Origin of the sequence: Pseudogulbenkiania subflava DSM 22618, assembly GCF_900177275.1 — a bacterium.
Lineage (GTDB): Bacteria > Pseudomonadota > Gammaproteobacteria > Burkholderiales > Chromobacteriaceae > Pseudogulbenkiania > Pseudogulbenkiania subflava.
This window is the reverse complement of sequence record NZ_FXAG01000004.1, coordinates 235,412-261,102: the sequence shown is the minus strand read 5'-3', so window position 1 is coordinate 261,102 and position 25,691 is coordinate 235,412. Positions and strand designations below refer to the sequence as shown.

General features: G+C 63.5%; 24 protein-coding genes. 14 read left to right on the top strand and 10 right to left on the bottom strand.

The genetic code is table 11. The features are described 5' to 3' along the window. Positions 1 to 142: 142 nt before the first annotated feature. From pcnB to B9N72_RS05845, 7 genes are all read left to right on the top strand, one after another. On the top strand, positions 143 to 1,510 hold the full coding sequence (gene pcnB / locus B9N72_RS05875; RefSeq protein ID WP_085275492.1) for a polynucleotide adenylyltransferase PcnB: 1,368 nt from the start codon (positions 143 to 145) through the stop codon (positions 1,508 to 1,510). Then, complete coding sequence (gene folK, locus B9N72_RS05870; protein WP_085275491.1) at positions 1,507 to 1,989, top strand: 2-amino-4-hydroxy-6-hydroxymethyldihydropteridine diphosphokinase; 483 nt, start codon at positions 1,507 to 1,509, stop codon at positions 1,987 to 1,989. Before pcnB ends, folK begins: the two co-directional genes overlap by 4 nt. A gap of 15 nt (positions 1,990 to 2,004) precedes the next feature. After that, complete coding sequence (locus B9N72_RS05865; RefSeq protein WP_085275490.1) at positions 2,005 to 2,640, top strand: deoxynucleoside kinase; 636 nt, start codon at positions 2,005 to 2,007, stop codon at positions 2,638 to 2,640. 79 nt (positions 2,641 to 2,719) lie between these two features. Continuing rightward, positions 2,720 to 3,511, top strand: a complete 792-nt coding sequence (gene panB / locus B9N72_RS05860; protein ID WP_085275489.1) for a 3-methyl-2-oxobutanoate hydroxymethyltransferase — start codon at positions 2,720 to 2,722, stop codon at positions 3,509 to 3,511. Between the two features lie 220 nt (positions 3,512 to 3,731). Continuing rightward, a complete protein-coding gene (panC, locus tag B9N72_RS05855) occupies positions 3,732 to 4,565 on the top strand; it encodes a pantoate--beta-alanine ligase (protein ID WP_085275488.1) in 834 nt (277 codons plus the stop codon). A 32-nt stretch (positions 4,566 to 4,597) separates the two neighbouring features. Continuing rightward, entirely contained in the window at positions 4,598 to 4,978 is a 381-nt protein-coding gene (gene panD / locus B9N72_RS05850; protein ID WP_085275487.1) for an aspartate 1-decarboxylase, read from the top strand. Between the two features lie 332 nt (positions 4,979 to 5,310). Beyond that, positions 5,311 to 5,721: a GFA family protein gene (locus tag B9N72_RS05845; RefSeq protein ID WP_085275486.1), complete on the top strand. Its 411-nt coding sequence runs from the start codon at positions 5,311 to 5,313 to the stop codon at positions 5,719 to 5,721. Positions 5,722 to 5,789: 68 nt separating this feature from the next. On the opposite strand, the gene rraA is transcribed toward B9N72_RS05845, so the two are convergent. From rraA to B9N72_RS05820, 5 genes are all read right to left on the bottom strand, one after another. After that, the gene (gene rraA, locus B9N72_RS05840; protein WP_085275485.1) at positions 5,790 to 6,269 is read right to left on the bottom strand and encodes a ribonuclease E activity regulator RraA; all 480 of its coding nucleotides are present in this window, start codon (positions 6,267 to 6,269) and stop codon (positions 5,790 to 5,792) included. Between the two features lie 125 nt (positions 6,270 to 6,394). Further along, a complete protein-coding gene (locus tag B9N72_RS05835; protein WP_085275484.1) occupies positions 6,395 to 7,921 on the bottom strand; it encodes a DegQ family serine endoprotease in 1,527 nt (508 codons plus the stop codon). Between the two features lie 55 nt (positions 7,922 to 7,976). Beyond that, the gene (gene nth / locus B9N72_RS05830) at positions 7,977 to 8,609 is read right to left on the bottom strand and encodes an endonuclease III (protein WP_085275483.1); all 633 of its coding nucleotides are present in this window, start codon (positions 8,607 to 8,609) and stop codon (positions 7,977 to 7,979) included. Further along, positions 8,606 to 9,340 carry an electron transport complex subunit RsxB gene (gene rsxB / locus B9N72_RS05825; protein WP_234985886.1) on the bottom strand — a complete coding sequence of 245 codons (735 nt, stop codon included), beginning with the start codon at positions 9,338 to 9,340 and terminating at the stop codon, positions 8,606 to 8,608. The genes nth and rsxB overlap by 4 nt, the downstream gene beginning before the upstream one ends. A gap of 97 nt (positions 9,341 to 9,437) precedes the next feature. Then, entirely contained in the window at positions 9,438 to 11,522 is a 2,085-nt protein-coding gene (locus B9N72_RS05820; protein ID WP_085275482.1) for a TonB-dependent siderophore receptor, read from the bottom strand. A 158-nt stretch (positions 11,523 to 11,680) separates the two neighbouring features. Here B9N72_RS05820 and B9N72_RS05815 point away from each other — a divergent pair, with 158 nt between their 5' ends. Further along, positions 11,681 to 12,769: a PepSY-associated TM helix domain-containing protein gene (locus B9N72_RS05815; protein ID WP_085275481.1), complete on the top strand. Its 1,089-nt coding sequence runs from the start codon at positions 11,681 to 11,683 to the stop codon at positions 12,767 to 12,769. Between the two features lie 216 nt (positions 12,770 to 12,985). On the opposite strand, the gene ctlX is transcribed toward B9N72_RS05815, so the two are convergent. After that, positions 12,986 to 13,906 (bottom strand): citrulline utilization hydrolase CtlX, encoded by a 921-nt coding sequence (gene ctlX, locus B9N72_RS05810; protein WP_085275480.1) that lies wholly within the window; start codon positions 13,904 to 13,906, stop codon positions 12,986 to 12,988. 214 nt (positions 13,907 to 14,120) lie between these two features. On the opposite strand from ctlX, the gene B9N72_RS05805 reads away from it, so the two are divergent. Further along, positions 14,121 to 14,543 carry an Lrp/AsnC family transcriptional regulator gene (locus B9N72_RS05805; protein ID WP_085275479.1) on the top strand — a complete coding sequence of 141 codons (423 nt, stop codon included), beginning with the start codon at positions 14,121 to 14,123 and terminating at the stop codon, positions 14,541 to 14,543. A gap of 204 nt (positions 14,544 to 14,747) precedes the next feature. Here the strand turns inward: B9N72_RS05805 and acs are convergent, their stop codons facing one another. The 3 genes from acs to B9N72_RS05790 all read right to left on the bottom strand — a co-directional run bounded on the left by acs (position 14,748) and on the right by B9N72_RS05790 (position 18,767). After that, positions 14,748 to 16,715: an acetate--CoA ligase gene (gene acs / locus B9N72_RS05800; protein ID WP_085275478.1), complete on the bottom strand. Its 1,968-nt coding sequence runs from the start codon at positions 16,713 to 16,715 to the stop codon at positions 14,748 to 14,750. Positions 16,716 to 16,779: 64 nt separating this feature from the next. Next, the gene (locus B9N72_RS05795) at positions 16,780 to 18,459 is read right to left on the bottom strand and encodes a cation acetate symporter (protein WP_085275477.1); all 1,680 of its coding nucleotides are present in this window, start codon (positions 18,457 to 18,459) and stop codon (positions 16,780 to 16,782) included. Continuing rightward, positions 18,456 to 18,767, bottom strand: a complete 312-nt coding sequence (locus tag B9N72_RS05790) for a DUF485 domain-containing protein (protein ID WP_085275476.1) — start codon at positions 18,765 to 18,767, stop codon at positions 18,456 to 18,458. Before B9N72_RS05790 ends, B9N72_RS05795 begins: the two co-directional genes overlap by 4 nt. Before the next feature lie 425 nt (positions 18,768 to 19,192). On the opposite strand from B9N72_RS05790, the gene B9N72_RS05785 reads away from it, so the two are divergent. The 4 genes from B9N72_RS05785 to B9N72_RS05770 all read left to right on the top strand — a co-directional run bounded on the left by B9N72_RS05785 (position 19,193) and on the right by B9N72_RS05770 (position 23,476). Further along, entirely contained in the window at positions 19,193 to 20,089 is an 897-nt protein-coding gene (locus tag B9N72_RS05785) for a LysR family transcriptional regulator (protein ID WP_085275475.1), read from the top strand. A 23-nt stretch (positions 20,090 to 20,112) separates the two neighbouring features. Beyond that, entirely contained in the window at positions 20,113 to 20,574 is a 462-nt protein-coding gene (locus tag B9N72_RS05780) for a hypothetical protein (protein ID WP_085275474.1), read from the top strand. Between the two features lie 85 nt (positions 20,575 to 20,659). Continuing rightward, the gene (locus B9N72_RS05775) at positions 20,660 to 22,126 is read left to right on the top strand and encodes a protein adenylyltransferase SelO (protein WP_085275473.1); all 1,467 of its coding nucleotides are present in this window, start codon (positions 20,660 to 20,662) and stop codon (positions 22,124 to 22,126) included. Positions 22,127 to 22,318: 192 nt separating this feature from the next. Further along, positions 22,319 to 23,476, top strand: a complete 1,158-nt coding sequence (locus tag B9N72_RS05770) for a metallophosphoesterase (protein ID WP_085275472.1) — start codon at positions 22,319 to 22,321, stop codon at positions 23,474 to 23,476. 327 nt (positions 23,477 to 23,803) lie between these two features. Here the strand turns inward: B9N72_RS05770 and B9N72_RS21220 are convergent, their stop codons facing one another. Next, entirely contained in the window at positions 23,804 to 24,103 is a 300-nt protein-coding gene (locus tag B9N72_RS21220; RefSeq protein WP_200810879.1) for a site-specific integrase, read from the bottom strand. A gap of 854 nt (positions 24,104 to 24,957) precedes the next feature. Between B9N72_RS21220 and B9N72_RS05755 the strand changes: the two genes are divergently transcribed. Next, positions 24,958 to 25,665: a DNA-3-methyladenine glycosylase I gene (locus tag B9N72_RS05755; RefSeq protein WP_085275470.1), complete on the top strand. Its 708-nt coding sequence runs from the start codon at positions 24,958 to 24,960 to the stop codon at positions 25,663 to 25,665. Positions 25,666 to 25,691: the final 26 nt, after the last annotated feature.

The window sequence follows — 25,691 nt, the reverse complement described above, 5'->3', positions numbered from 1 at the left end:
CAATCGCCGGCTGGAGCAGCCTGGCCGGGCACGGTCCGTCATCATCGTGCGCGGTGTGTTTTCCCCGTCGTTTCAGGCTATAATCGGCGCCTTGAATGCGACGCTTTTCGGCGTAATTCCATACTCTCTCACCATTTCCCCGATGATCCGCAAGCTAATTCGACGAGTACTCGAGCTGCCCGCAGGCGTAGTAGGCAAGCGTCGCGTCAAACCGCGCGTTATTCCTCTTTCCCAACACGGAGTGCGGCGCGACCGGCTCAGCCATGCCGCGCTGAAAGTGACCTCCCGACTGCAGGAAGCCGGTTTTACCGCGTATGTGGTAGGGGGCGCCGTGCGCGATCTCTTGCTGGACGTCAACCCCAAGGACTTCGACGTGGCCACCAGCGCCACGCCGGAACAAGTACACCATCTGTTCCGCCGCTCGCGCATCATCGGCCGTCGTTTCAAGATCGTGCACGTGATGGTCGGTCCGGAGACGATCGAGGTCACCACCTTCCGTGGCGGCAGCATCGACGACACCAACGAGACCGGCCGCATCATGGCCGACAACTCCTACGGTAGCCAGGAGGAAGACGCCCATCGCCGCGACTTCACCGTCAATGCGCTGTTCTACGATCCGTCCGACGAGTCCATCGTCGACTATCACCATGGGGTGAAGGATCTGCAGGCGCGCAAGCTGGTGATGATCGGCCAGCCGGCGCGCCGCTACCAGGAAGATCCGGTGCGCATGCTGCGCGCCGTGCGTCTGGCGGCGAAGCTGAATTTCGAGATCGACGAGAATACCCGCAAGCCGATCCGTGCCCACGCCCACCTCTTGAAGAAGGAGCCGCCGGCGCGCCTGTTCGACGAGATGCTCAAGCTCCTGATGTCGGGTCAGGCCTATTCCTGTCTGTGCAAGCTGCGCGAGGAAGGGCTGTCGCGCGGGGTGTTCCCGCTGCTCGACGCGGTGCTCGACGAAGAAGGCAAGGACGAGTTCCTGAGGCTGGGCCTGCAAAGCACCGACGTACGCATCCGCGAGGACAAGCCGGTGTCGGTCGGTTTCCTGCTGGCGACGCTGCTGTGGCGCCAGGTGTCGCAGCAGTGGACGGCACGGCTCAAGAGCGGCGAACGGCCGGTGCAGGCCTTGTTCGACGCGATTGCCGAAGTGGAGTCGCTGCAGGACAACGAATTTGCCATTCCGCGCCGCTTCAGCGCCACCATGCGCGAGATCTGGCTGCAGCAGCCGCGTTTCGACAACCGTAGCGGCCAGCGCCCGTTCCGCTTCCTGGAACAGCCGCGCTTCCGGGCCGCCTTCGATTTCCTCTCGTTGCGCGCCGAGGCTGGCGAGGTGCCGATGAGCCTGGTGCAGTGGTGGGACGATTTCCAGCACGCCGATCACGACGAACGCCAGGAACTGATCGCCAACGTGCGGGAAGAGGGCTCGTCCAGCGGCGCCCCGGCCAAGAAGCGCAAGCGCCGCCGTTCCAGCCAGCGTCGCCGCGAGGGCGGCGAGCAGGGCGTCGAATCGTGAGCCGGGCGTACATTGCGCTGGGCAGCAATCTGGAGCAGCCGCAGCAACAGGTCCGCGCCGCCTTCGCGGCGCTGGACACCGTCCCCGGAGTGCGTCTGCGGCGCGCCTCCTCGCTATATCGTACCGCCCCGGTTGGGTACCTGGATCAGCCCGACTTCATCAACGCGGTCGCCGAACTGGAAACCGACCTCTCCCCGCTGGCCTTGCTGGACGCCCTGATGGCGCTCGAAGAGCACTTTGGGCGGGTGCGTTCGTTCCGCAACGCTCCGCGCGTACTCGACCTCGATCTGCTGATGATGGAGGATGTCGAGCTGGAGTCCGAGCGTCTGACGTTGCCGCACCCGCGCATGCACGAGCGCGCCTTCGTGCTGGCACCGCTGGCCGAGTTGCAGCCTGATCTCGCCGTGGGCCGCCATGGCCGCGCGGACCGGTTGTTGGCCGGGCTGGACGCATCGGGCGTGGAACGATTGGCGGGCTAATCGGAGGAATCTGGCATGAGCCAATTGCGTTACGTAGTAGTGGAAGGGCCGATCGGGGCCGGCAAATCGGCGCTGGCGCGTCGCCTTGCGGACTACTGGGGGGTGTCGCTGTTGGCCGAAGAGCCAGGCGCCAATCCTTTCCTGGGGCGTTTCTACCGCAATCCGCAGCAGCATGGCCTGGCCACCCAGTTGTCGTTTCTGCTGCAGCGCGCCGATCTGGCCGCCGAGATGCAGGATGGCCCGCTGCGTACCGCGCCGCTGGTGTCCGATTTCCTGTTCGAGAAGGACGCGTTGTTTGCCCGCGTCAACCTCGACGAGCCGGAGCACGCCCTCTACCAGCGCCTGACCGACCGGCTGCTGCCGGCCTTCCCGGTTCCCGACCTGGTGATCTACCTGCAGGCGTCGGAAGACGTGCTGCTGTCTCGTGTGGCCAGCCGCGCCAAGGAAACCGATTCGGCCTTCCCGGAGGGCTACCTCAAGCGCGTGCATGCCGCCTACAGCGAATTTTTCCACGGCTACGACGCCGCCCCGCTGCTGATCGTCAATACCGATCACCTCAACCTGGTTGATGGCAGCGACGATTTCGAGCTATTGTTGCGCTGCATCAGCGAGATGCGCGGTCAGCGCAGCTATTTCAACAAGAGCGTCTGATCGTCTGAAACAGCCGGGCGTGGCGGCCACGAGCAGTCGGCGTCGGCGGCTGTTTTCCCAAGCCACGAGGAAGAAGACAGTGAAAATCAACGTCAATACCCTGTTCAAAATGGCCGCCGAAGGCCAGAAGATCACCATGCTCACCTGCTACGACACGAGCTTCGCCACGCTGCTGGACGATGCCGGGGTCGAAATCCTGCTGGTGGGTGACTCGCTGGGGATGGTGATCCAGGGGGAGGATTCGACGCTGCCGGTGACCATGGAGCAGATGGAGTACCACACCCGCTGCGTGGCGCGCGGCGTGAAAAATGCCCTGGTCTTGTCCGACATGCCGTTCGGCAGCTATCAGGAAAGCCCGCAGCAGGCCTTTGCCAACGCAGCGCGGCTGATGCAGGCCGGCGCTCACATGGTCAAGGTCGAGGGCGGCGCGTTCATGGCGGAAACCACCCGTTTCCTGGTCGAGCGCGGCATTCCAGTATGTTCCCATATCGGCCTGACGCCGCAGTTCGTCAACAGCTTCGGCGGCTACCGGGTGCAGGGCAAGAGCGAGAACGATGCCGAGCGCATCCTGCACGATGCGTCTGCCCTGGCCGAGGCCGGCGCCAGCCTGGTGCTGATGGAGTGCGTGCCGGCGGCCCTGGCCAAGCGGGTGAGCGACAGCATCGCGGTGCCGACCATCGGTATTGGCGCCGGGGTCGACGTTTCCGGGCAGGTCCTGGTGCTGCATGATATCCTCGGTGTCTACCCTGGGCGGAAAGCCCGTTTCGTCAAGAATTTCATGGCCGGTGCGGACAGCATCCAGGCGGCGGTGGCGGGCTACGTCACGGCAGTCAAGGCGCGTTCGTTCCCGGCGGAAGAGCATTGCTTCTAAGGTGTACGTGCCTGTTCAGGGTCTGTCGCGAGCGGCCCTCGGCGGGGTGAAGATCAGCACAGAAATCCTCATGTACTGGAGCACATGAGGATTTCTGATCGCTGAGCGAATCTCTGCGGGCACATCTCCCGATGTGCCCAGCGAAAGATTCGCACGCAGTGCGCATGAGCCCCGATCAGGGCCGCGCAGCAAGACTATGGGCAGGTTCTAAGGAAGGAAGATGGAAGTCATTCGTAATATCGCCGAGCTGCGAGCCTGGCGTCGCCAGGCCGGCAAGGTGGCGTTCGTGCCCACCATGGGCAATCTGCACGAGGGCCACCTGGCTCTGGTGAAAGAGGCGCGCCGGCGCGCCGACAAGGTGGTGGTGAGCATTTTCGTCAACCGTCTGCAGTTCGGTCAGGGCGAGGACTTCGACGCCTACCCGCGTACTTTCGATGCCGACAGCGCCAAGCTCTCCGATGCCGGCGTCGACGTGCTGTTCTTCCCGATCGAGCAGGAGTTGTATCCGCGCATCCGCCAGGACTTCAACGTCGAGCCGCCGCATATCCAGAACGAGCTGTGCGGCGCCTTCCGTCCCGGCCATTTCCGCGGCGTGGCCACGGTGGTGACCAAGCTGTTCAACATCGTGCAGCCCGACCTGGCCTGTTTCGGCAAGAAAGATTACCAGCAGCTGCACGTGATCAAGGCCATGGTGGACGACCTCAACCAGCCGATCGAGATCGTGCCGGTCGATACCGGGCGCGCAGAAGACGGCCTAGCGCTGTCGTCGCGCAACGGCTATCTGAGCACCGAGGAGCGCGCCGAGGCGCCGCGCCTGTACCGCCACCTGGCCGCGATCCGCGAGAGTCTGCTGGCCGGCGAGCAGGACTACGCTAGCCTGGAAACGGCGGCCCGTCAGGATCTCGAAGCGCATGGCTGGCGCGTCGACTACATCGAAGTACGTCAGGCTGACACCCTGGAGATTGCCCACGCCGGCGAGAAGCGCCTGGTGGTACTGGCCGCGGCGCGTCTGGGCAAGACCCGCCTGATCGATAATGTGGAAGTGCTGCGCTGAGCGCGGCGTCATTGCTAGCAAGGAACGGAATTATGCAGCGCAGCATGCTGAAATCGAAACTCCACCGCGTGACCACGACCCACGCCGAATTGCACTACATCGGTTCGTGCGCCATCGACGAGAACCTGCTCGAGGCGGCGGATATCCGCGAGTACGAAGAAGTGCAGATCTGGAACGTGACCAATGGCGAGCGTTTCGCTACCTACGCCATCAAGGCCGAGCGGGGTTCGGGAGTGATTTCGGTCAACGGTTCCGCAGCGCGCCGCGCCGCGCCGGGCGACCTGCTGATCATTGCCTCGTTCGCGACCTACGAGGACGCCGAGCTGAAGGATCATGCACCGAAACTGGTGTTCGTAGATGGCAGTAACCGCATCACCGAGCTGGCCGGCTCGACCCCGGTTCAACCGGCCTGAACAGGCTGACAGGACAAGAACAAAGCGGACTTCGGTCCGCTTTTTTCATTCCGGAAAGCCACCTTTCCTGGCGTCGTGGTCCGGCCTTGCCATGCTCTCGCTGTCTGCGCCTTGGCTTCGCAGTAACTTAGCCCTGGCCGTTTGCATTTTAGCTGCACAGGAATGCGCCCCGACGAGCTTCGTTTGCTCGTTTTCAACGCTTTCTTGGAATTAAACACCTAACGGCCGATTTGAAATTCGCCGACAGGGTGCCATAGTGACATTGTGGGGTGTTGTCGGCTGCGCGGGGGATTTGTCGTCCTGAAGCGCGATGCCGTAACGGGAGGGCGTTCATGCCGTATTTGAGAGGCAGTTGCCTGTGTGGGGCCGTTTACTATTGCGTCTATGGGGAGCCGAGTTTCGTCACGCATTGTCACTGTCAGACTTGTCGCAAGGCGAGTGGAGCGCTGTTTGTGACGTGGTTCACGGTGCGCGCCTGTGAGGTGGAGTGGCATGGCGAACCCCTGATGCACTATCACTCGTCCTGCTCGGCGGAGCGTGGTTTCTGTCCCCATTGTGGCACGACGCTGACCTATCGTCACGAGGCCGACCCGGACAGCATCGATATCACCCTGGCTTCTCTGGATCAGCCGGAACTCGTCATGCCGGAACACCATACCTGGTGGCAGGAGCATGTGCCGTGGGTCGAGCCGGAAGTGTGGGCCGGGCTGCCGCATTATACCCGGGCCAAAGCGGGCAATTGATGGGGCCAAAAACGTCGGCCAACCTGTAAAGGTTGGCCGAAGCGTTTGGGAACGGGTGTGGAGCCGGTTCAATGCAGGGCGCGATCGGCAACGATGACGCCGTCCTCATCGGCGTAGAGCCAGTCGCCGGGGCTCAGGCAGACGCCGCCGAAGGTGACGGCGAGGCCGCGCTGACCCTCGCCGCGTTTCACCGATTTGCGCGGGTGGGTATCCAGTGCCCGGACGCCCAGGGGCAGGGCATCGAGTGCGACCGAGTCGCGGATGCAGCCGTATACCACGATGCCGGCCCAGCCGTTTTTCACCGCCAGTTCGCCGATCTGGTCGCCGACCAGCGCGCAGCGGCGCGAGCCGCCGCCGTCAACAACCAGCACCCGGCCGTTGCCCGGTTCACTCAGTACCTCGCGAACCAGGGTGTTGTCCTCGAACACCTTGAGTGTTTCGATCTGGCCCTGGAAACGGGGGTGGGCGCCAAAGCGCTGGAACATCGGCTCGAGCACGCGCACATCGTTTTCGTGTTCGTCGCACAGGTCGGTCGTCAGAAAAGTCATGTTTTCTCCTTGTGGTGTGTTGTGTTGATGGGGCGCCGGTTGCCGTGCCGCCTGTTCGGCATTGAACGACCTGGCGGAGACGGACCGGGGCAAAAAAAAACCGCCCCGGAGGGCGGCTTGGTCGATCAGTCGAGGCGCAGCGGCACGAACAGCGTGTTGTCCTGTCGCCGTACCAGAAGGGCGATGTTGCCGCCGGCGTTGGCCAGGGCGCGTTCGAATCCCTTCACGTCGAGCACCTGGCTCTGGTTCAGGCCGATGATGATGTCGCCGTGCTGCAGGCCGGCGCGCGCCGCCGGACCTTGGACTTTCTGGATCAAGAGGCCGCCAGGCAGGCCCAGTTCGGTTTTCTGGGCCGCGGTCAGTTCGGTCAGCGTCAGACCTAGCTTGTTGAACTGGAAGCTTTGCGGGGCCGGCTCCTCCTGCTGCGGCTGCGGGGCGTTGGCCGCTTCGTTGGCGAGTTCGCCCAGCACCACCGGGACGTCCTTTTCCGCGCCCTTGCGCCAGACGCCGAGCTTGATCTTGGCACCCGGCTGCAGGCCGCCGACCAGGATCGGCAGATCCTTCGAGCTTTCCACCAGCTTGCCGTTCATGTGCAGGATGATGTCGCCGACCTGCAACCCGGCCTTGGCGGCCGGACCATTGGGTTCCACCCGTACCACCAGCGCGCCGTTAGGCTGTTTCAGGCCGAAGGACTGCGCCAGTTCCTGGCTCACTTCCTGAATGTGCACGCCGAGCTGGCCCCGGCTGACCTTGCCCTTGGTCTTGATCTGCTCGGCCACGTTGATGGCGATGTCGATCGGGATGGCGAAGGAGATGCCCATGAAACCGCCGGAGCGGCTGTAAATCTGCGAGTTGATGCCGACGACCTCGCCGCGCAGGTTGAACAGCGGCCCGCCGGAGTTGCCCGGGTTGATCGCCACGTCGGTCTGGATGAAGGGCACGTAGTTTTCGTCCGGCAGGCTGCGTCCCTTGGCGGAGACGATGCCGGCGGTGACGGTGTTGTCGAAACCGAACGGTGCGCCGATGGCGGCGACCCACTCGCCGACCTTGAGCTTGGCCGGATCGCCGATCTTGGCCACCGGCAGGCCGGCCGCCTCGACCTTGAGCACGGCGACGTCGGTGCGCTTGTCGAGCCCGACCAGTTTGGCTTTCAGTTCGCGCTTGTCGGTCATCACGACCTTGATCTGCGAGCCACCCGCCACGACGTGGGCGTTGGTCAGGATGTAGCCGTCATCGCTGATGATGAAGCCGGAGCCAAACGACACGCTCTCGCTCGGGGTCTGATCCTGCTGCGGCGGCTGGTTCGGCATGAAGCGACGGAAGAAATCGTACAGCGGGTCGTCTTCGGGAATCGGGAAGGGCAGCTCGTTCTGGGCCGTGGCCGCTTCGAGCTTGTTGGCCTGAATGTTCACCACGGAAGGCCCGTCGCGCTCGACCAGCTGGGTGAAGTCGGGCAGCAGCATGGCCACCCGCCCGTCGGTCTGGGCGGGAATCGCTACGTTGGGGTTATCGCCTTTGAACAGGCGTTCGATCTTGTCGCAGCCAGCAAGCAGCGTCACTGCCAGGGCGGCGCTGACAATGGTGCGGAAATACGGAGTCACGGAACATCCTTTCTGGTAGTGACAGAGCGGAACTCGGGCCGGGCCGGTCATTTTTCAAGCCCGGATTGCACGGTGGAGGCTGCTTGAGTTCACTCTCCCGCTTTCATCATACCGTTTTTGCCGGGTATTCACAGAGATCGACGATAGGGCAGCGTTCGCACTCGGGCCGGCGCGCCTTGCAGATGTAGCGGCCGTGCAGGATCAGCCAGTGGTGGGCGTCGACCAGGTATTCGGCCGGGACCACTTTCATCAGCTTGTCTTCCACCTCACGCACATCCTTGCCGGGGGCGAGCCGGGTGCGGTTGGCGACGCGGAAGATGTGGGTATCGACTGCCATGGTGGCATGGCCGAAGGCGGTGTTGAGCACCACGTTGGCGGTTTTGCGGCCGACGCCGGGCAGCGCCTCCAGCTCTTCGCGTGTTTGCGGCACTTCGCCACCGTGCTTTTCCAGCAGCAGACGGCAGGCGGCGATGACGTTCTTGGCCTTGGTGCGGTAGAGGCCGATGGTCTTGATGTACTCGGAGAGCCCTTCCTCGCCCAGTGCAAGGATGGCGGCCGGGGTATTGGCGATCGGGTAGAGCAGGCGCGTGGCCTTGTTGACGCCGACGTCGGTGGCCTGCGCCGACAGCACCACGGCGATCAGCAGTTCGAACGGTGTGTCGTATTCCAGTTCGGTGCGCGGCTCGGGGTTGAGCTCCCTTAGCCGGCGGAAGATTTCGCGGCGTTTGGCGGCGTTCACTGCTTGTCCTTGTCGGCAGCTTCCTTGGTGGCGCGCAGGGCGGCGGCGCGTTCCATCGCCTTGCGGATCAGTTCGTTCTTGTCGACGGCGGAAGTCTGCGGCGCCGCGCTTGGCGCACCGGACGCAGCCGCCGCTGGCGCCGGAGCCGGGGTGGTCACCGCTGCGCGCTCGGCCAGGCGCTGCGCTTTTTCGGCCTGGTCGCGCGCCTTGCGTGCCTGGTGTTGCTCGTAGCGCTTGCGCGCCTGTTGGGCGCGCGCCATGACCTGCTCGCGTTTGCCGTCATCCGGGTCGTCCACCGGCACCAGATCTATGCAGTCCACCGGACAGGGCGCCACGCACAGTTCGCAGCCGGTGCATTCGGCCGCGATCACGGTGTGCATCAGCTTGGCCGCGCCGACGATGGCGTCCACCGGACAGGCCTGGATACACAGGGTGCAGCCGATGCAGCTGTCTTCCTGGATCACGGCCAGGGCGCGCGGCTTGGGCTGCGGGCCGTCGACGGCAAACGGGATGACCGGTTGCTCCAAGAGCTCCGCCAGCGCACGGATGCCGTCCTCGCCGCCCGGCGGGCAACGGTTGATCGGGTCGCGTCCTTCCGCCAGCGCCTCGGCGTAGGGCCGGCAACCGGCGTGGCCGCACTGGCCACACTGGGTCTGGGGCAGAAGGGCGTCGATCCGCTCGATGAGAGTGATCACGGGCATGCTGTCGGAGTCCACATCAAAACCGTTCATTATCCGTGCTCCAGGCCGCGTCATCAATGCCTGCGCCGCGACGGCCGGCATCTCCGGCGGCGCGGAGGCCGCCGTTGATGCCGGCAATTCTCGCGGATCAGAACGACAGCTTGGTCTGCAGCACCACCTCGCGCGGCTCGCCGACGTTGACCTGCAGGTTGCTGCCACTGGTCGAGGTGTAATAGGTCTTGTCGAACAGGTTCTTGACGTTGAGCTGCACCTCGAGCTTGTTGCCGCCGAGCCGGGTCTGCCAGGCGACGAAGGCGTCGGCCACGGTGTAGGCGTCGAGTGCGAAGCTGTTGAGCGCGTCGCCCTGGCGCTTGCCGACGTAGCGTGCGCCGCCGCCGACGCGCCAGCGGTCGCCGTTGCCGACCGGCGTCAAGTCGTAGGCGAGGAAGGCCGAGGCGGTATGGCGGGCGACGTTGAACAGCTGCTTGCCGACGTAGACGGGCTGGTCTTCCAGCACTTCGGCGTCGGTGTAGGCGTAGCTGCCGATGGCGCTCAGCTGGCGCGTGAGCTTGCCGCTGGCGTCGAGCTCGACGCCCTGCGAGCGCACCTTGCCGACCGCACGCGAGACGTCGTTCTCGGTCACCAGCACGTTGCGCTTGACGATGTGATAGAGCGCGGCGGTGGCCGACAGGCGTTCGGTTTCGAGCTTGACGCCGCCTTCATGCACCACGCCGCGTTCCGGCTCGAACGGCCCGCCTTCGTCCACCGAGCTGTTCGGCTTGAACGATTCGCTGTAATTGGCGTACAGAGACACGGCCGGCGTCGCCCGGTACACCACGCCGGCTTGCGGCAGTGCCACGTTGCCGCTGGCTTCGCCGGTGATGACGAACGGCCGGCCGGCACCGTCGCTCTGGCGGTAGTGCTGGTAGCGCAGGCCACCGACGGCGATCCATTGCTCGTTCAGGTGCAGCGAGTCCTTCACCAGCACCGCCGTGGTCTCGACCTTGCTGCGCACGTCGCTCTTGCTGGCGCTGACCGTGCTCGGGTAGGCCAGCTGGCCGTAATCCGGGTCGAACACGTTGAAGCCGCCGACGGTGCTGCCGCGCAGCGCGTCGCCCTTGCTCTGGCGGTTCTGTTCCAGGTCCACACCGAACAGCAGCTCGTGACGCAGGCCGAGCCAGTTCACGTCGCCCAGCAGGTTGGCCGACGCCAGCAGGTTGGTGTCGTTGAAGGCGCGGTTGCCGTCGGCGCTGCGCCGCAGGATGCCGGTGCTGGCGTTGTAGGACACCGGGCGCGCCTGGTTGTCGCTGTAGCGGTGATTGTTCCAGCCGGCGTTGAGGCGCAGCCGCCAGCTGTCGTCGAGGTCGTGTTCGACTTCGGCGGTGACGCTCTGCGCGGTGCCTTGCGCCACGTTCCACGCCTCGTCCAGGCGGCGCTCGCGCGGAATGGCGATGGGCTTGCCGTTGCTGAACACGGTGCCGCGGTCGTAGGGCACGGAATAATCCAGGTACTCGTAGGCCACGCGGGCGCGGGTGCTGCCGTCGCGCCAGGCCAGCGACGGAGCGATCAGTTTGCGCCGGGTGGTGCCGAAGTTGCGCCAGTAGTCGGTTTCTTCCAGCTCGCCGATCAGGCGGTAGGCCAGGCCGCTGTCGCCGATCGGCCCGGTCAGGTCGAGGCTGCCGCTGCCGCCACCGAAGCTGGAGCTCGTCAGCGTCACGCTGCCGGCCTGCTGGTATTGCGGTTTCTTGGTGATGACGTTGACGATGCCGCCCGGCTCCTGGATGCCGTACAGCAGCGAGGCCGGACCTTTGAGCACCTCGACCTGCTCGGTGGTGGCGCTGAAGTTGCGCGGCAGCGTGGAGCGTACGCCGTCGCGCAGGATGGAGCCGTCGGCGCGGCTGCCGAAGCCGCGGCGGATGAAGCTGTCCCAAGTGTTGGCCAGGGTGTTGGTCTGGGTCACGCCGCTGACGTTGGCGAGCGCTTCGTCGAGCGAGGTGGCCTGCTGGTCTTGCAGTACCTGGTGCGGCACCACGTTGAGTGCCTGCGGCGTCTCGATCAGTGGCGCGGGGCTGCGCGTGGCGCTGCTGCTGTTGCGGGGTTGGTAGTCGTTGCCGGTGGGGGTGTCGGCGCTGACTTCGACGACGGCGAGTTCGGTGGTGTCGTTCTGGCTGGCGTAGGCGGGTGCGGCGAGGGCGAGGCTCAGCGCCAGCAGCGAGGTATCGGTTTTGGTCATTTTATTGATTGGCGTGAATGCACGGGGGGAGCTGTTGGCTGCTAATCGCCGGTAATTGGTCGATTTGGCTAGTTAATGAGAAAGATTATCATTATAATTGTTGCTTTGCATCAAGCCAATAGCCCGGCTGGCTGCCGGGCACGACAAGGACACCTCTAATGAAACGATGGATCATTCTGCTGCACCGCTACCTTGGGCTTGCCTGTGCGCTGGGTGTGCTGATACTGGGTCTGAGCGGCGGGCTGCTGGTGTTCAAGAAAGAGCTGTCGACGGCCAGCGGCGAGCGGCCGGCGGCGGTGAGCGGGCCATTTGCCGGTTACCAGGCGCTGTATCAGGCTGCGGTGGCGCGTCATCCGGGAGGCAACGTCAACCTGCGTTTCGGCGAGACCTTGGCTGAACCGGTGCAGGCGCGCATCCGCGGTGCCGGCGAAGAGCGGCTGCTGTGGCTCGACCCGGTGACGGCCGAGGTGAAGAGCGACCGCGCGCCCGACGAGGGCCTGTTCAACTGGCTGCTGGCGCTGCACGAGACGCTGCTGATGGATGACACCGGCAAAACCTTGGTCGGCGTCATCGGCATTGGCCTTCTACTGATGGTGGTGAGTGGTCTGATCTACTGGTGGCCGAAGGACTGGAAGCGGGCGTGGCGTGTGCGCAGCGACAAGGGCGCGCGCATTCTGGTGAGCGATCTGCACCGCGTCGCCGGTGCGGCCTTGTCGGTTGTGTTGCTGATCAGCGCGCTGACTGGCGTGCTGCTGGCGTTCTCCAAGCCGGTCAACGGCTGGATCAACGCGCTCTACGGCGCCAAGCCGGCCAGGAGCGCCAAGGTGGTGCCGGGTGAAACCCGCCTGCCGGTGGACCTGCTGGTGGCCAAGGGCAATGCGGCGCTGCCGGGCGGCCAGCTGGTGGATGTTCGCATCGATGCCAAGGCCGACAAGCCGGTGGTGCTGCGCAAGCGCCTGCCGGGCGAGATCCAGCCCAACGGCCGCAGCATGGTCGAGGTCGACCCGTACCGCGGCAATGTGTTGAAGCTGCGTCCGGTCGAGCAGGCCGAGCCGGGCATCCGCCTGACCACCTGGGTGTTCGCCTTCCACGTCGGCTCGGTCGGTGGCCTGCCGCACCGCGTGCTGATGCTGGTGGCCGGCCTGGTGCTGGCCTTGCTCGGCGGCTCGGGCGTGTACCAGTGGGCCGCACGCGAGTGGAAACAGCGCCGGGCCGTGGCGAAACGCCTGGCTCTGCGTGGAGCGTGAGGCCAGACATCCTCCGGGAGGCGATGTCTGCGCGTTTGCGGCGGGCATTCCGTTCTGCCATGGGTGGAGCGGAAAAGAGGGCGCGAGCCGTCATGATCCCGCCGAAACGTCAGACGGCCTTGAACGCCCCGGTTTGAGAGGTATCTTCAGATACGGTGGCAGGCGCTCGTTTCTCGGCGCCTGGGATGCCGCCTCGGCGCACCCTGGCTTGAAAAATCAGTTGGCTCGGTGTGGCAGGAAAATCTCCGCGATCATGCAGCGCGCACCGCCGCCCCCGAGGCGCTCGATGGTGTCGATCGGGGCCAGGGCGAGCTTGGCGTAGGACGAAATGGCGGTTTGTTGCTCTGGCGTCAGCGAGGACCAGGCCTGGCTCGACAGGGCGAACACCGGTTCGCCGTCGCGGGAGGCGAGTTCGAGCATGTTGCCGGCAAAGTGCTCGAGCTGATCGTAGGAAATGTCGATGATCTCTTTGCCGCTGGCGGTCAGGGCCTGCACCAGGGCGGTTCGTTCGTTCTGATCGCGGATCGATTCCAGGCAAACGACGGCGAGCGTTTTGCCCACGCACATCATCACGTTGGTGTGGTAGATCGGCTTGCCGTGGCGGTCGACCGCGTGAAACCAGAACGACTGGTAGCCGATGGTTTCCGACACCGCCTTCATCACCCTCTCGCTGCTGCGCGACGAGAAGCAGACGTAGGCCATCTTCTTGTCGTGGTCGAAAATCATGGTGCCGGTGCCTTCGTGGAACTGCCCGGCTCTTTCAAAGCCGCTCAGATCGATGACTTCCTCGACGGCAAATTCCTGTTTGATCTTTTCCAGTACCTTGTTGCAGCGCTCGAGGCGGCGGTTGGGCGCTTCCATCGGGTAGAGCAGCACCTTGCCGTCGGCGTGCAGGCTGATCCAGTTGTTGGGGAAGATCGAATCCGGGGTGTGTGGCTCGACCGTGTCGTCGATGACCAGCACGTCGACGCCGCAGCGGCGCAATTCACCCACGTAGGCATCGAATTCGGCGAGCGCGTTTTGCTGCGCTTCCCGGTGGTCGATGTCCGATTTCTGGAAGGCATTCGATGCCGATGTTTGCGGGTTGGACAAGAATCGCGCCGGCCGGATCATCAGAATAGTGCTGGTGGTTTGCATGCTGCTTGGTCGTCCTTGTTGGAGGGTGGGGGTCAGGGGCCGTTCGTATGTCCGGCAGGGGCCAGATCGGGTCGACATCGCTGGTGGCTCACGGGCCATGTCGATCACAGTTTTGCCGCTATTGTGGACCGGTACCTTGTTGGCAAAAAGTTGGCAAACTTCGCAAATTCTCCCTATATTTTTCGAATTGATATGTTGAATTGGCGTTTTGTAAATGAACGATACTGATCGTCAGTTGCTGGCCCTGCTGAGGGACGATGCGCGCATGTCGGTGACGACCTTGGCGGAAAAGCTGAGGGTGTCGCGGGCGACGGTGCAGAACCGGATCAACAAGCTGGAGGAGACGGGGGTGATAGTGGGCTACACCGTCCGGCTCAAGCCGGAGGCGGAAACCCACCGCATCAGGGCGTGGATGGGCATTGCAGTGGAAGGCAACAAGGCACCGTCGGTGCTGCAGGCGCTGCGCGGCGATCCCAACGTGCAGACCCTGCATTCGACCAACGGGCGCTGGGACATCGTGACCGAACTGCGCGCCGACAGCCTGGAACAGTTCGACCGCGTGCTCGGGCGCATCCGGCTGATCCCCGGCATCGCATCGACCGAGACCAGCATTTTGCTGTCGACGCACAAGGTGTAGCGTTGCCGCGCGCGAGGTCATCGGCCGGGGGCCGACGGTGAAGTGACTCGCCCGCGACGGCCGTGCGAGGCGGGCGTCGGGGTTGGCCGAAGCTTGCGGCGGAGGTAGGGAAGGGGCGAACGGAGAGCGCAAAAAAAAGCCCGGCGGGTGCCGGGCAAAGTCCTGTTTCACACAGACAGATACATCAGGAACAGGTAGTTGGTATCAAGACACGGTTTCCTTCAACTGACCGAGGATCTGCGGGTTCTCCAGCGTGGAGACGTCCTGCACGATTTCCTCGCCCCGCGCCAGCGAGCGCAGCAGGCGGCGCATGATCTTGCCGGAGCGGGTCTTGGGCAGGTTCTCGCCGAAGCGGATGTCGTCCGGCTGGGCGATCTTGCCGATCTCGTGCGCCACCCAGCTCTTCAGCTCGGCGGCGACCTTTTTGGCCTCGTCGCCTTCCGGACGGGCGCCCTTCAGCACCACGAAGGCCACCACGGCTTCGCCTTTCACTTCATGCGGCTTGCCGACCACGGCGGCTTCGGCCACCAGCGGGTTGGCCACCAGCGCCGATTCGATTTCCATGGTGCCCAGACGGTGGCCGGAGACGTTCAGCACGTCGTCGATGCGGCCCATGATCCAGAAGTAGCCGTTTTCGTCACGGTTGGCGGAGTCGCCGGCGAGGTAGTACTGGCCGTTGAACTCTTCCGGGAAGTAGGTCTTCTTGAAGCGCTCCGGGTCGTTCCAGATGGTGCGCACCAGGCTCGGGAACGGCTTCTTGATGACGAGGAAGCCGCCGCGGCCCGGTTCCACCTGGGCGCCGGATTCGTCGACGATGTCGGCCATGATGCCCGGCAGCGGCAGGGTGCACGAGCCCGGCTTGGTCGGTACCGCGCCCGGGGTCGGGGCGATCATCACCGAACCGGTTTCGGTCTGCCACCAGGTGTCGACGATCGGGCAGCGGCTGCCGCCGACCACTTCGTAGTACCACATCCAGGCTTCCGGGTTGATCGGCTCGCCCACGGTGCCCAACAGGCGCAGGCTGGAGAGGTCGTATTGTTTGGGCAGATCGGCGCCCAGCTTGATCAGCGACCGGATGGCGGTCGGCGCGGTATAGAAGGTGGTGACCTTGTGCTTCTCGATCATCTTCCAGAAGCGGCCGGCATCCGGGTAGGTCGGCACGCCTTCGAACACGACCTGGGTGGCGCCGTTGGCGAGCGGGCCGTAACAGATGTAGGAGTGGCCGGTGATCCAGCCCACGTCGGCGGTGCACCAGAACACGTCGTTCGGCTTGTAGTCGAACACCCAGCGGAAGCTGTTGGCCGCGCCCAGCAGGTAGCCGGCGGTGCTGTGCTGGATGCCTTTCGGCTTGCCGGTGGAGCCGGAGGTGTAGAGGATGAAGAGCGGGTCTTCCGCGTTCATCCATTCCGGTTCGCAGGCTTCGGACTGGCCTTCGACCAGCTTGTGCCACCACACGTCGCGGCCTTCGGTCCAGTTGGCGCCGCCGTTGGTGCGTTGGTAGACGATGACGTTCTTGACGCTGGAGGTGCCTTCCATGGCCAGCGCTTCGTCGACGGTGGCCTTGAGCGGAACGGTCTTGCCGCCGCGCAGGCCTTCGTTGGCGGTGATGACGGCTTTGGCGCCGGCATCTTCGATACGGTCCTTCACGGCGCCGGCGGAGAAGCCGCCGAACACCACGGAGTGGATGGCGCCGATGCGGGCGCAGGCCTGCATGGCGACGATGGCTTCGATCACCATCGGCATGTAGATCACCACGCGGTCGCCCTTCTCGATGCCGAGGCTCTTCAGGCCGTTGGCAAACTGGCAGACGCGGCGGTGCAGTTCGGCGTAGGTAACGCGGGTGACGTCACCGTCATCCGCTTCGAAAATCAGCGCGATCTTGTTGGCATTGAGCGGCAGATGGCGGTCGAGGCAGTTGTAGGAAACGTTCAGCACGCCGTCGTCGAACCATTTGAAGAACGGGGCGTTGCTGTCGTCGAGCACGCGCGAGAACGGCTTCTTCCAGGTGATCAGTTCGCGAGCCAAGTCCCCCCAGAACGACAGGTAATGATCGTCAGCCTGCTCGCACAGCGCGTTGTAGGCTTCCATGCCGGAAATGCCGGCCTTGCGACGGAAGTCGTCGGAGGGCGGGAAGCTGCGGGTTTCTTTCAGGATCGATTCGAGGGTGGACATTGTGTTCTCCTTGTAGCGTGCCTATTGCCGTACCCCGGAGGGTACGGCAGGCTTTGAGTTGCGATTAATGCTTGGACGCACCGCTGGCGCCGATGCCGGTCATGGCGCGGACGTACTGGGCGTCGAACTGGGCTTTCTCGTCGCTGGCCTGTTTGGAGTTATCCAGCACCGAGAACAGCCAGGTGAAGACGAAGGCGAGCGGCATCGAGAAGATGGCCGGGTTCTTGTACGGGAAGAGGGCGGTTTCGTGTTTCATCACGTCGACCCACACTGCCGGGCCCAACACGATCAGCAGCACAGCCGAGATCAGGCCGATGAAGCCGCCGATCACGGCGCCGCGGGTGGTCAGACCCTTCCAGAACATCGACAGGAACAGCACCGGGAAGTTGGCCGAAGCGGCGATCGAGAACGCCAGGCCGACCATGAAGGCGATGTTCTGTTTTTCGAACAAGAGGCCCAGCACGATGGCGACCACGCCCAAGATCACGGTGGTGATCTTGGAGACGCGGATTTCGTCGGCTTCGTTGGCCTTGCCCTTCTTGATCACCGAGGCGTACAGGTCGTGCGACACCGCCGAGGCACCGGACAGGGCCAGGCCGGCAACCACCGCCAGGATGGTGGCGAAGGCAACGGCCGAGATGAAGCCCAGGAACAGGTCGCCGCCCACGGCGTTGGCCAGGTGGATGGCCGCCATGTTGGAACCGCCTACCAGTTGGGTCACTTCCTTGCCGTTCTTCACGATGGTTTCCATGAAGTGCGGCTGGTTGAGCACCAGCATGATGGCGCCGAAGCCGATGATGAAGGTCAGGATGTAGAAGTAGCCGATGAAACCGGTGGCGAAGAACACCGACTTGCGGGCTTCCTTGGCGTCGGACACGGTGAAGAAGCGCATCAGGATGTGCGGCAGGCCGGCGGTACCGAACATCAGGGCGAGACCCAGCGAGATCGAATCGATCGGATCAGCCTTGCCCGGGGACATGATGGCGATGCCCTTGGCGTGGATGGCGGTGGCTTTCTGGAACAGGACTTCAGGGCTGAAACCGACCGAGGACATCACCATGAACGCCATGAAGGTGGCGCCGCACAGCAGGATGACGGCCTTGATGATCTGCACCCAGGTGGTGGCGAGCATGCCGCCGAAGGTCACGTACAGCACCATCAGTACGCCGACCAGTACCACAGCGGACGAGTAGCTCATGCCGAACAAGAGCTGGATCAGCTTGCCGGCACCGACCATCTGCGCGATCAGGTACAGCGCTACCACGACCAGCGTGCCGGTGGCGGCGAAGGTCCGCACCGGGGTCTGCTGCAGGCGGTAGGAGGCGACGTCGGCGAAGGTGAACTTGCCCAGGTTGCGCAGGCGTTCGGCGACCAGGAACAGGATCACCGGCCAGCCCACCAGGAAGCCGATGGAGTAGATCAGGCCGTCGAAGCCCTTGTCGAACACCATGGCGGAAATGCCGAGGAAGGAGGCCGCCGACATGTAGTCGCCGGCGATCGCCAGGCCGTTCTGGAAGCCGGTGATGCCGCCGCCGGCGGTGTAGAAGTCGCTGGCGGAGCGGGTGCGGCGTGCGGCCCAGTAGGTGATCCCCATGGTGAAGGCGACGAACAGGAAGAACATGATGATGGCGTGCCAGTTGGTCGCCTGTTTCTCTACGTCGCCTTCTATGGCGCCGCTGGCAAACGCCAGCGCCGGCGCCAGCGCGAGGCCGGCCAAGGCCAGGGTGGTCAGGGGTTTTTTCATTGTTTTGCCTCCTCAACGATTTCCTGGTTCAGTTGGTCGAATTCGGTGTTGGCCTTGCGCACGTAGATGCCGGTCAGCACGAAGGCCGACAGGATGATTAGTACGCCGATCGGAATGCCCACGGTGGTCACGCTGCCCTCACCGAGCGGCGTGCCGAGCACTTTCGGGGCAAACGCCAGCAACAGTATGAATCCGTAGTAGATCACCAGCATGACTGCGCTCAACGTCCAACCCAGGCTCGTCTTCTTGTGAACGAGCTCTAAAAATTTGGGGTTGGATTGCACGCGCTTCAGAACATCTTCGTTCATTGCATCCTCCTTTGTGATGGCGATCCGTCGACCGCTGTTGCAACCTTACGAGGAGCGGGTGGGGGCGGCTAATCGCTTTTTCTGATCAGGAAAATTTGTTGAGCGGATGTTGCGACGCAAAAATTAAATAAAAACAAGTACTTATTGCTGAGCGGATGCTTGGTTTGCCTCGTGGAAGGGGGGTAATCGTTTTTTTTGATGGAGGAAATTAGCCGGAACGATGTGGCGTAAAAAAGTCCATGGAAAACAAGGGGCTGGGAATGGCTGTCATAGCTTTAAGCCATTTTGCAATCGGGGTTATCCCGGTGTTGCGCCGATGCGTACGGGGGCTTGTCTCGTCTTTCCGATGGATCAACAATAGGTTCCCCGCCGGGTCGGGGCCATAGAAAAACACAGACAGCCCGGTGCTTGCGAACGAGAGCTAAATGGAAATCTATCAGTTGCGTACCTTTGTCACGGTGGCCCAGCAGGGCCATCTGACGCAGGCGGCGGAGTTGCTGCACCTGTCGCAGCCGGCGGTGACGGCCCAGATCAAGGCGCTGGAGGAGGAAGTGGGGATGGCGCTGTTCGAGCGCACCACCGGCGGTGTGATGCTGACCCGGACGGGGCAGGAGCTGCTGCCGCGCGCGCAGTCGATCCTCGAATCGGCCAAGGACATCCTCAATCACGCCCGCCACCTCAAGGGGCAATTGTCCGGCAAGGCGCTGATCGGGGTGTCGCTGACGCCGGAAATCCTCAAGCTGGGGGCGTGGGTGGCGCGCCTGACCGAGAAATACCCGCTGCTCGACCTGCGCCTGCAGCACGGCGTGACCGGCGGCATTCTCAACCTGGTACGCAAGAAGGAGCTGGACGCCGGCTTCTATCTGGGCAAGAACCCCTACGTCAACGTCAACACGGTGCTGCTGACCGAATTGCCCTTCGTCATCGTGATGCCCAAGGGCTGGGAGAGCCGGGTCGACATCACGGTGCCCAAGGAGCTGGGCAAGCTGCCGTGGGTCGGTATTTCGCAATTCTCCAGCCTGCACAAGATCACCGCCGAATTGTGGCGGGAACTGAACATTTCGCCGAAGAAGGTCGCCGAATGCGACCATGTGAACACCATTCTCGACATGGTTTGTGCCGGCGTCGGGCTGGCGCTGGCGCGTGCCGATGAGGCGCAGGTGGCCGCCGACAAGGGGCTGGTGACCATCGTGCCGGGCATCTGCAAGCTGGCCGAGCTGCAGTTCGTCTACCCCGCCGACCGCGTCGGCGATCTGATTCTGGATGTGTTGCTGGAGGAACTGGCGGCGGTCTGGCAGCTTGGACCGGCGTCCCCGCATTGATGATTCCCTCCCGGGAGGCTGGCATGACCTATCAGTTGATGGCCGGTACGCTGGCCGCCTATTTCAAGGCTCTGGAAGCCAGCCAGCGGCGCTGGCTGGATGCGCAGCGCGACGTCTACCAGAGCTGGTCGGCGGCGTTGAAACCGGCCTATCCCCTGGCGGAGAACGAAATCCAGCGCCGTCTCGACAGTGCCGTGCTGGCCGGGGTGTCGCTGAGCCAGGTGCCGTTCGATTCGCAGCATCGCCTGATGCAGGTGACCGAGAAATGGGTGGCGGCGCTGAACCGCGCCGTGCTCGACAAGCTGGAGCACGACAGCCTGCACCCTTCCATGGCGGTGGTGCGCCAGGCGCTGCAATTGGGTGATGTCTCGTACGGGGCGTTGTCGAAGGCGTCGCGCCAGGTGGGCCATTTCGCTTCGACCAGCTTTTCGTCGGCGACGGTCAAGGCGGCTCACGATATGCGCCACGCCTGGAAGCAGCGCTGACGCGGGGGCCGCGCCCGGCTCGGGCCGTCAAAAACCCTCTTGCTTGTCAGGTGTTTATAGTGCGCTCCAATGTTTAGAATGGGGCATGAACGCCTTTTCCTCACTCGGCTTCGGCCAACGTTTCCAGACACTTCCGCCGGCGTTCTACCGCCGCGTCGATCCTACCCCCTTGCCCGACCCTTACCCGGTCGCCATCAGCCGTCCATTGGCGGCCGAGCTCGGCGTGGCCGGCGAGTCGCTGCTCGCTGCCGACGCCGTCGGTGTGCTGAGCGGTTCGGCTCTGCGCCCCGATATGCGGCCGGTGGCGGCGATCTATTCCGGCCACCAGTTCGGTGTCTACGTGCCGCAGCTCGGTGACGGCCGCGCCTTGCTGCTGGGGGATACCAAGGCGCCGGATGGGCGCCTGATGGAGTGGCAGATCAAGGGCGCCGGTCTGACGCCGTTCTCGCGCATGGGCGACGGCCGCGCGGTGCTGCGCTCGAGCATCCGCGAGTTTCTCTGCTCCGAGGCGATGCACCATCTCGGCATTCCCACCACGCGGGCGCTGGCGATCATGGGCTCGGACGAGCCGGTGTACCGCGAGACCACGGAAACCGCGGCGGTGGTGACGCGGGTGGCAGAGAGCTTCCTGCGTTTTGGCAGCTTCGAGCTGTTCTACCACCGCGGCATGCATGACGAAATCCGCGTGCTGGCCGACTACGTCATCCGCCACCATTACCCGGCCTGCCAGGAGGCCGCCAACCCTTATCTGGCGCTGTTCGCCGAGGTAACGCGGCGCACCGCCGAACTGATCGCGCAGTGGCAGGCGGTGGGGTTCTGCCACGGCGTGATGAACTCGGACAACATGTCCATCCTGGGCCTGACCATCGACTACGGCCCGTTCGGCTTCATCGACGGCTTCAACGCCGCGCATATCTGCAACCACTCCGACCACGCCGGCCGCTACGCCTACAACCAGCAACCGCAGATCGGACTGTGGAACCTGCACTGCCTGGCCTCGGCCTTGCTGCCGCTGGTGAGCGAGGAGGAGCTGGTGGCGGTGCTCGGCACCTACCGCGACACCTTCGAGGCGGCACACCTGATGCGGCTGCGTGCCAAGCTTGGTCTCACCGCCGAGTACGAAGACGATGCCGACCTGATCAATAGCCTATTCCTGACGCTGCATGCGCACCGCACCGACTTCACCATCTTCTTCCGCCGTCTGGCCGGCTTCCGCCAGGACGACGCGCTTAACGATCCGATCCGCGACCTGTTCGTCGAGCGCGAGCAGTTCGACGCCTGGGCCCGGCGTTACCGCGAGCGGCTGGCCTGGGAGGGCAGCGTCGATACGGAGCGTGCCTTGCAGATGAACCGCGTCAACCCCAAATACATCCTGCGTAACTACCTGGCCGAGGCGGCGATCGCCAAGGCGCGCGACGAGCGCGACTACAGCGAGATCGAGCGTCTGGCGCGCTGCCTGGAAAAACCGTTCGACGAGCAGCCCGAGTTCGAGGCGTACGCCGGTTTTCCGCCGGAGTGGGCGGAAGAGATCAGCGTCAGCTGTTCCAGCTGAGGGAGGGATGTCTGCCGGGCTTGCCCGCCGTGGTTGCGGACGGGCTTCGGCCAACTTGGCTGGTGTTGACGGTGTCGGCGCGAACCATGCCGAAGGCATCGATGTCCAACCCGTTGGTGTCCCTGCGCGCGCGGCGGTGTCGCCGTGCCTCATGGCCAGCGCCAGGGCGATGATCTGAATCGAGGAGTCGTGATGCGGCCAAGCCGTTTCATTGTCGTGGCGTCCAGCCTGCTGTTGTTGCTGCACGCCTATATCGGCGTGCGCCTGCTGCCCGATCTGCCGCTCGGCACGGTGGGGCGGGGCTTGGGGGTACTGGCGCTGGTGCTGTCCTGTGTCTTGATGCCGCTTGGCTTGATGGCGCGGGGCATCGAACGCCAGCCGCTGGCCGACCGCCTGGCCTGGGCCGGTTTGCTGCTGATGGGCGTGTTCTCGTCGTTGCTGGTGCTGACGCTGCTGCGCGACATCGTGCTGGGCATTGCCGCCCTGGCGCTGCCGGCCGCAGAGCTGCCACCGCTGGTGCGCGACTCGGCGCTGGCGGTGCCGCTGCTGGCGGGGCTGGTCAGCCTGGTCGGCCTGGTGAACGCACGCCGCCGCGCCCGCGTGGTGGAGGTCGAGGTGCCGCTGGCCGGCCTGCCTCCCGCCCTCGACGGCTTCACCATCGCGCAGATCAGCGACATCCACGTCGGCCCCACCATCAAGCGCGGCTACCTGGAGGCGATCGTCACGGCGGTGAACGGCCTCGAGGCCGACATGGTCGCGGTGACCGGTGACCTGGTCGACGGCAGCGTCGAGCAACTGGCGCCGCATACCGCGCCGCTGAGTCGGCTCACGGCACGGCACGGCGCCTACTTCGTCACCGGCAACCACGAGTACTATTCCGGCGCCGCTGCCTGGGTCGAGGAGCTGCGCCGGCTGGGGCTGCGGGTGCTGGAAAACGAGCACGTGGTGCTGTGCCATGGCGAAGCCGAACTGGTGGTGGCGGGCGTCACCGACTACGGCGCGCATCATTTCGACCCGGCGCAGCGCAGCGACCCGCACGCCGCGCTCGAGGGGGCGCCCGAGGCCGCCGGTGCGCGCATCCTGCTCGCCCACCAGCCGCGCAGCGCCCCGGCGGCCGCGGCGGCCGGCTTCGACCTGCAACTCTCCGGCCACACCCACGGCGGGCAGTTCTGGCCGTGGAACCTGTTCGTGCGCTTGCAACAACCCTACACCGCCGGCCTGCACCGCCTCGACGCGCTGTGGGTCTATACCAGCCGCGGCACCGGCTATTGGGGGCCGCCGAAACGCTTCGGCGCGCCGTCGGAAATCACGCTGGTGCGGCTGGTGGCAGCGCGGGAAGCCAGCCGCTGACAAAGCTGTCCGATAAAACGATGGGGCGTCTCCCCCGCGCGTGGGTCGATCGAAAGCTGGGAGGAGAGGAAAATATACTGCCTGCCCCATTACTTGCCGGCGATCCTTGAATCCCTTTCCTTCTCGCATCAGAATTTCGCGCGGGCTGAAGTCGACATCTCTTACTCGCAGGCGCACCTCTTCCATCAGGCGCAAGCTGCGGCCATACAACAAATGCCCGAGTAACTGCCATGTGCCTGACAGCAGTGCCAGTACTGCCTGGACTTCTGACTCGGTCAACACGACGGGCAGCCGTTTGGGCGTCTTCGCTTGCTCGATGTCTTCCAGTCAGGGCAATTCGACTCCCAGGACCTCTCGATAGAGAAACAACAGTGCCGACTTGGCCTGATTCTGAGTGGAGGCCGATACACTGTGCGCGACGGCCAGGTAGCTCAGAAAGGCTTCAATCTCGGGCTTTCCCATGCTCCGTGGATGCTGCTTGCCATGGAACAGAATGAAGCGTTTGACCCAATCCAGATAGGCCTGCTCAGTGCGGATGCTGTAATGCTTGAGCCGAATGCGATCACGGACTTCATCCAACAGACGTTTCCGGGGTGATTCTTCGGGAGTGGTGTAGTTGCCCGACATTTTAGGGTGTCTAAAATCAGGATAAGGTTTGTCCAACATAAAGTTGGTGCATGCTTATGCTAAAATCATTAATCATGGCACGCCATGATGGGTGCCTGTAAACACACCTTTTAGGGTGCCTATTCCTAGGCATAAGGAGGACGTCCGTGACACGCAGTCGCCCTAGTTTGGATCCGACCCTTTTGCCGGAAGCGCGCATGAGCAGGATGCGCGAGGAGATGTGGCGCCTTCGCCGCGCAGTCATTTCTCTCATCCCTGAACCGTATCGCGACGCCGTCGATCCGCCTCACGACTTAACACGCGAGGAATCCAAAACATGGCGCCACGTAGCGGCACAGCGAGTTATCAAGTTGACTGTGCCCGACGAAATGGGCAAGGCAGCATGCCCACTATGCGGAGCAGTTCCTCAGTTCGTAGGAGTCGGGTACAGCTATCCTCTTGGACTCGAACGACATCTTGTCGGCTCACATGGCTCGGCGCTTTGCGACGTCATCCATGCCGCAGTCGGTCTTCAAAGGGTTCGCCACCGGGAAAAGTGGCCAGATGACTATGGTCCGTATGGTTGCGACTAAGCGAGGCCGGCTGCCTAACAGGTTGCTCCAGCGGACGGCTGCGCCGCCCGCTGAGCTAGTGCGTTAGCCTGCAAGGCCGCACATGACACGGTTGCTGAATTGGTACAAAAGCACAAAGCTCTCTTGCTAGGCCGAAAGCAAGAAAGTGAAGCGTCGCTGCAGCAAGTTGAAAGGGCTTTGAGTGTCACGCTCCCTTCGAATGTGAAATGGCTTCTCTGCACTTGTGGCTTTCCTTCACGCAATCTGTATCACAAAGTCCGGTCAAATTACATGGGGCATTAGATGCTGAAACAGAACGAAATAAGCATGGTCTTTAACTATCGCTGGCTGTACGACACAGTACGCAAGCGGTTTGAATCTGACGAGGCCATGGAGGCTTTTCTGCCTAAAGCGCTCACGCCTGAAGAGCTAAAGCATAAGGGCGATGATCGCTATCTTTCTGCCATGAGCCAGCGGATATTTCAGGCTGGAATACAACACTCGGTGGTCGATGCCAAATGGCCTGCGTTTGAAAAAGCCTTCTCGGGCTTTGCACCCGAGCAAATGGTGTTGCTCAGCCCGGAACATATAGAAAGTCATATGAAAAATGACCGGATTATCCGTGATCGCACCAAGCTAAAAACTATTCCCAAAAATGCCCAGTTTATCCTGGATATTCGCCAGGAGCATGGCAGCAGCTTTGGTGAGTTCATTGCTAATTGGCCGAGTACCAACATCATTGGCTTATGGCGTTTGCTGGCCAAACGTGGCTCTCGCCTGGGTGGGCGCTCGGCTGCCGGATTTTTACGTTTGGCCGGGAAGGACACTTTTTTATTGACCAGTGATGTGATTGCTCGCCTGCTGGCTGCAGGCATTATTGGCCATGAGCCCACCAGTCAGCGCGATATGCAAATCGTACAGGATGCTTTCAATGAGTTGCAGCAAAGCTCAGGAAGGCTGTTGTGCCAGCTGTCGGCTATGCTGTCGTTGAGCATTAATCCGAGGTTTTAGTAGGACTATCACGCTTCAGTGTTTCA

What these genes read in the sequence shown, in the direction of transcription:
- acs (WP_085275478.1), bottom strand. Translation starts at nt 16,715, where the DNA reads ATGTCCACCCTCGAATCGATCCTGAAAGAAACCCGCAGCTTCCCGCCC.
- B9N72_RS05820 (WP_085275482.1), bottom strand. Translation starts at nt 11,522, where the DNA reads ATGACCAAAACCGATACCTCGCTGCTGGCGCTGAGCCTCGCCCTCGCC.
- B9N72_RS05770 (WP_085275472.1), top strand. Translation starts at nt 22,319, where the DNA reads ATGCGGCCAAGCCGTTTCATTGTCGTGGCGTCCAGCCTGCTGTTGTTG.
- rsxB (WP_234985886.1), bottom strand. Translation starts at nt 9,340, where the DNA reads ATGAACGGTTTTGATGTGGACTCCGACAGCATGCCCGTGATCACTCTC.
- B9N72_RS05780 (WP_085275474.1), top strand. Translation starts at nt 20,113, where the DNA reads ATGACCTATCAGTTGATGGCCGGTACGCTGGCCGCCTATTTCAAGGCT.
- panD (WP_085275487.1), top strand. Translation starts at nt 4,598, where the DNA reads ATGCAGCGCAGCATGCTGAAATCGAAACTCCACCGCGTGACCACGACC.
- B9N72_RS05795 (WP_085275477.1), bottom strand. Translation starts at nt 18,459, where the DNA reads ATGAAAAAACCCCTGACCACCCTGGCCTTGGCCGGCCTCGCGCTGGCG.
- ctlX (WP_085275480.1), bottom strand. Translation starts at nt 13,906, where the DNA reads ATGCAAACCACCAGCACTATTCTGATGATCCGGCCGGCGCGATTCTTG.
- B9N72_RS05845 (WP_085275486.1), top strand. Translation starts at nt 5,311, where the DNA reads ATGCCGTATTTGAGAGGCAGTTGCCTGTGTGGGGCCGTTTACTATTGC.
- B9N72_RS05790 (WP_085275476.1), bottom strand. Translation starts at nt 18,767, where the DNA reads ATGAACGAAGATGTTCTGAAGCGCGTGCAATCCAACCCCAAATTTTTA.
- pcnB (WP_085275492.1), top strand. Translation starts at nt 143, where the DNA reads ATGATCCGCAAGCTAATTCGACGAGTACTCGAGCTGCCCGCAGGCGTA.
- B9N72_RS21220 (WP_200810879.1), bottom strand. Translation starts at nt 24,103, where the DNA reads ATGTCGGGCAACTACACCACTCCCGAAGAATCACCCCGGAAACGTCTG.
- panC (WP_085275488.1), top strand. Translation starts at nt 3,732, where the DNA reads ATGGAAGTCATTCGTAATATCGCCGAGCTGCGAGCCTGGCGTCGCCAG.
- B9N72_RS05815 (WP_085275481.1), top strand. Translation starts at nt 11,681, where the DNA reads ATGAAACGATGGATCATTCTGCTGCACCGCTACCTTGGGCTTGCCTGT.
- B9N72_RS05755 (WP_085275470.1), top strand. Translation starts at nt 24,958, where the DNA reads ATGCTGAAACAGAACGAAATAAGCATGGTCTTTAACTATCGCTGGCTG.
- rraA (WP_085275485.1), bottom strand. Translation starts at nt 6,269, where the DNA reads ATGACTTTTCTGACGACCGACCTGTGCGACGAACACGAAAACGATGTG.
- B9N72_RS05835 (WP_085275484.1), bottom strand. Translation starts at nt 7,921, where the DNA reads ATGACCGGCCCGGCCCGAGTTCCGCTCTGTCACTACCAGAAAGGATGT.
- B9N72_RS05865 (WP_085275490.1), top strand. Translation starts at nt 2,005, where the DNA reads ATGAGCCAATTGCGTTACGTAGTAGTGGAAGGGCCGATCGGGGCCGGC.
- B9N72_RS05785 (WP_085275475.1), top strand. Translation starts at nt 19,193, where the DNA reads ATGGAAATCTATCAGTTGCGTACCTTTGTCACGGTGGCCCAGCAGGGC.
- B9N72_RS05805 (WP_085275479.1), top strand. Translation starts at nt 14,121, where the DNA reads ATGAACGATACTGATCGTCAGTTGCTGGCCCTGCTGAGGGACGATGCG.
- B9N72_RS05775 (WP_085275473.1), top strand. Translation starts at nt 20,660, where the DNA reads ATGAACGCCTTTTCCTCACTCGGCTTCGGCCAACGTTTCCAGACACTT.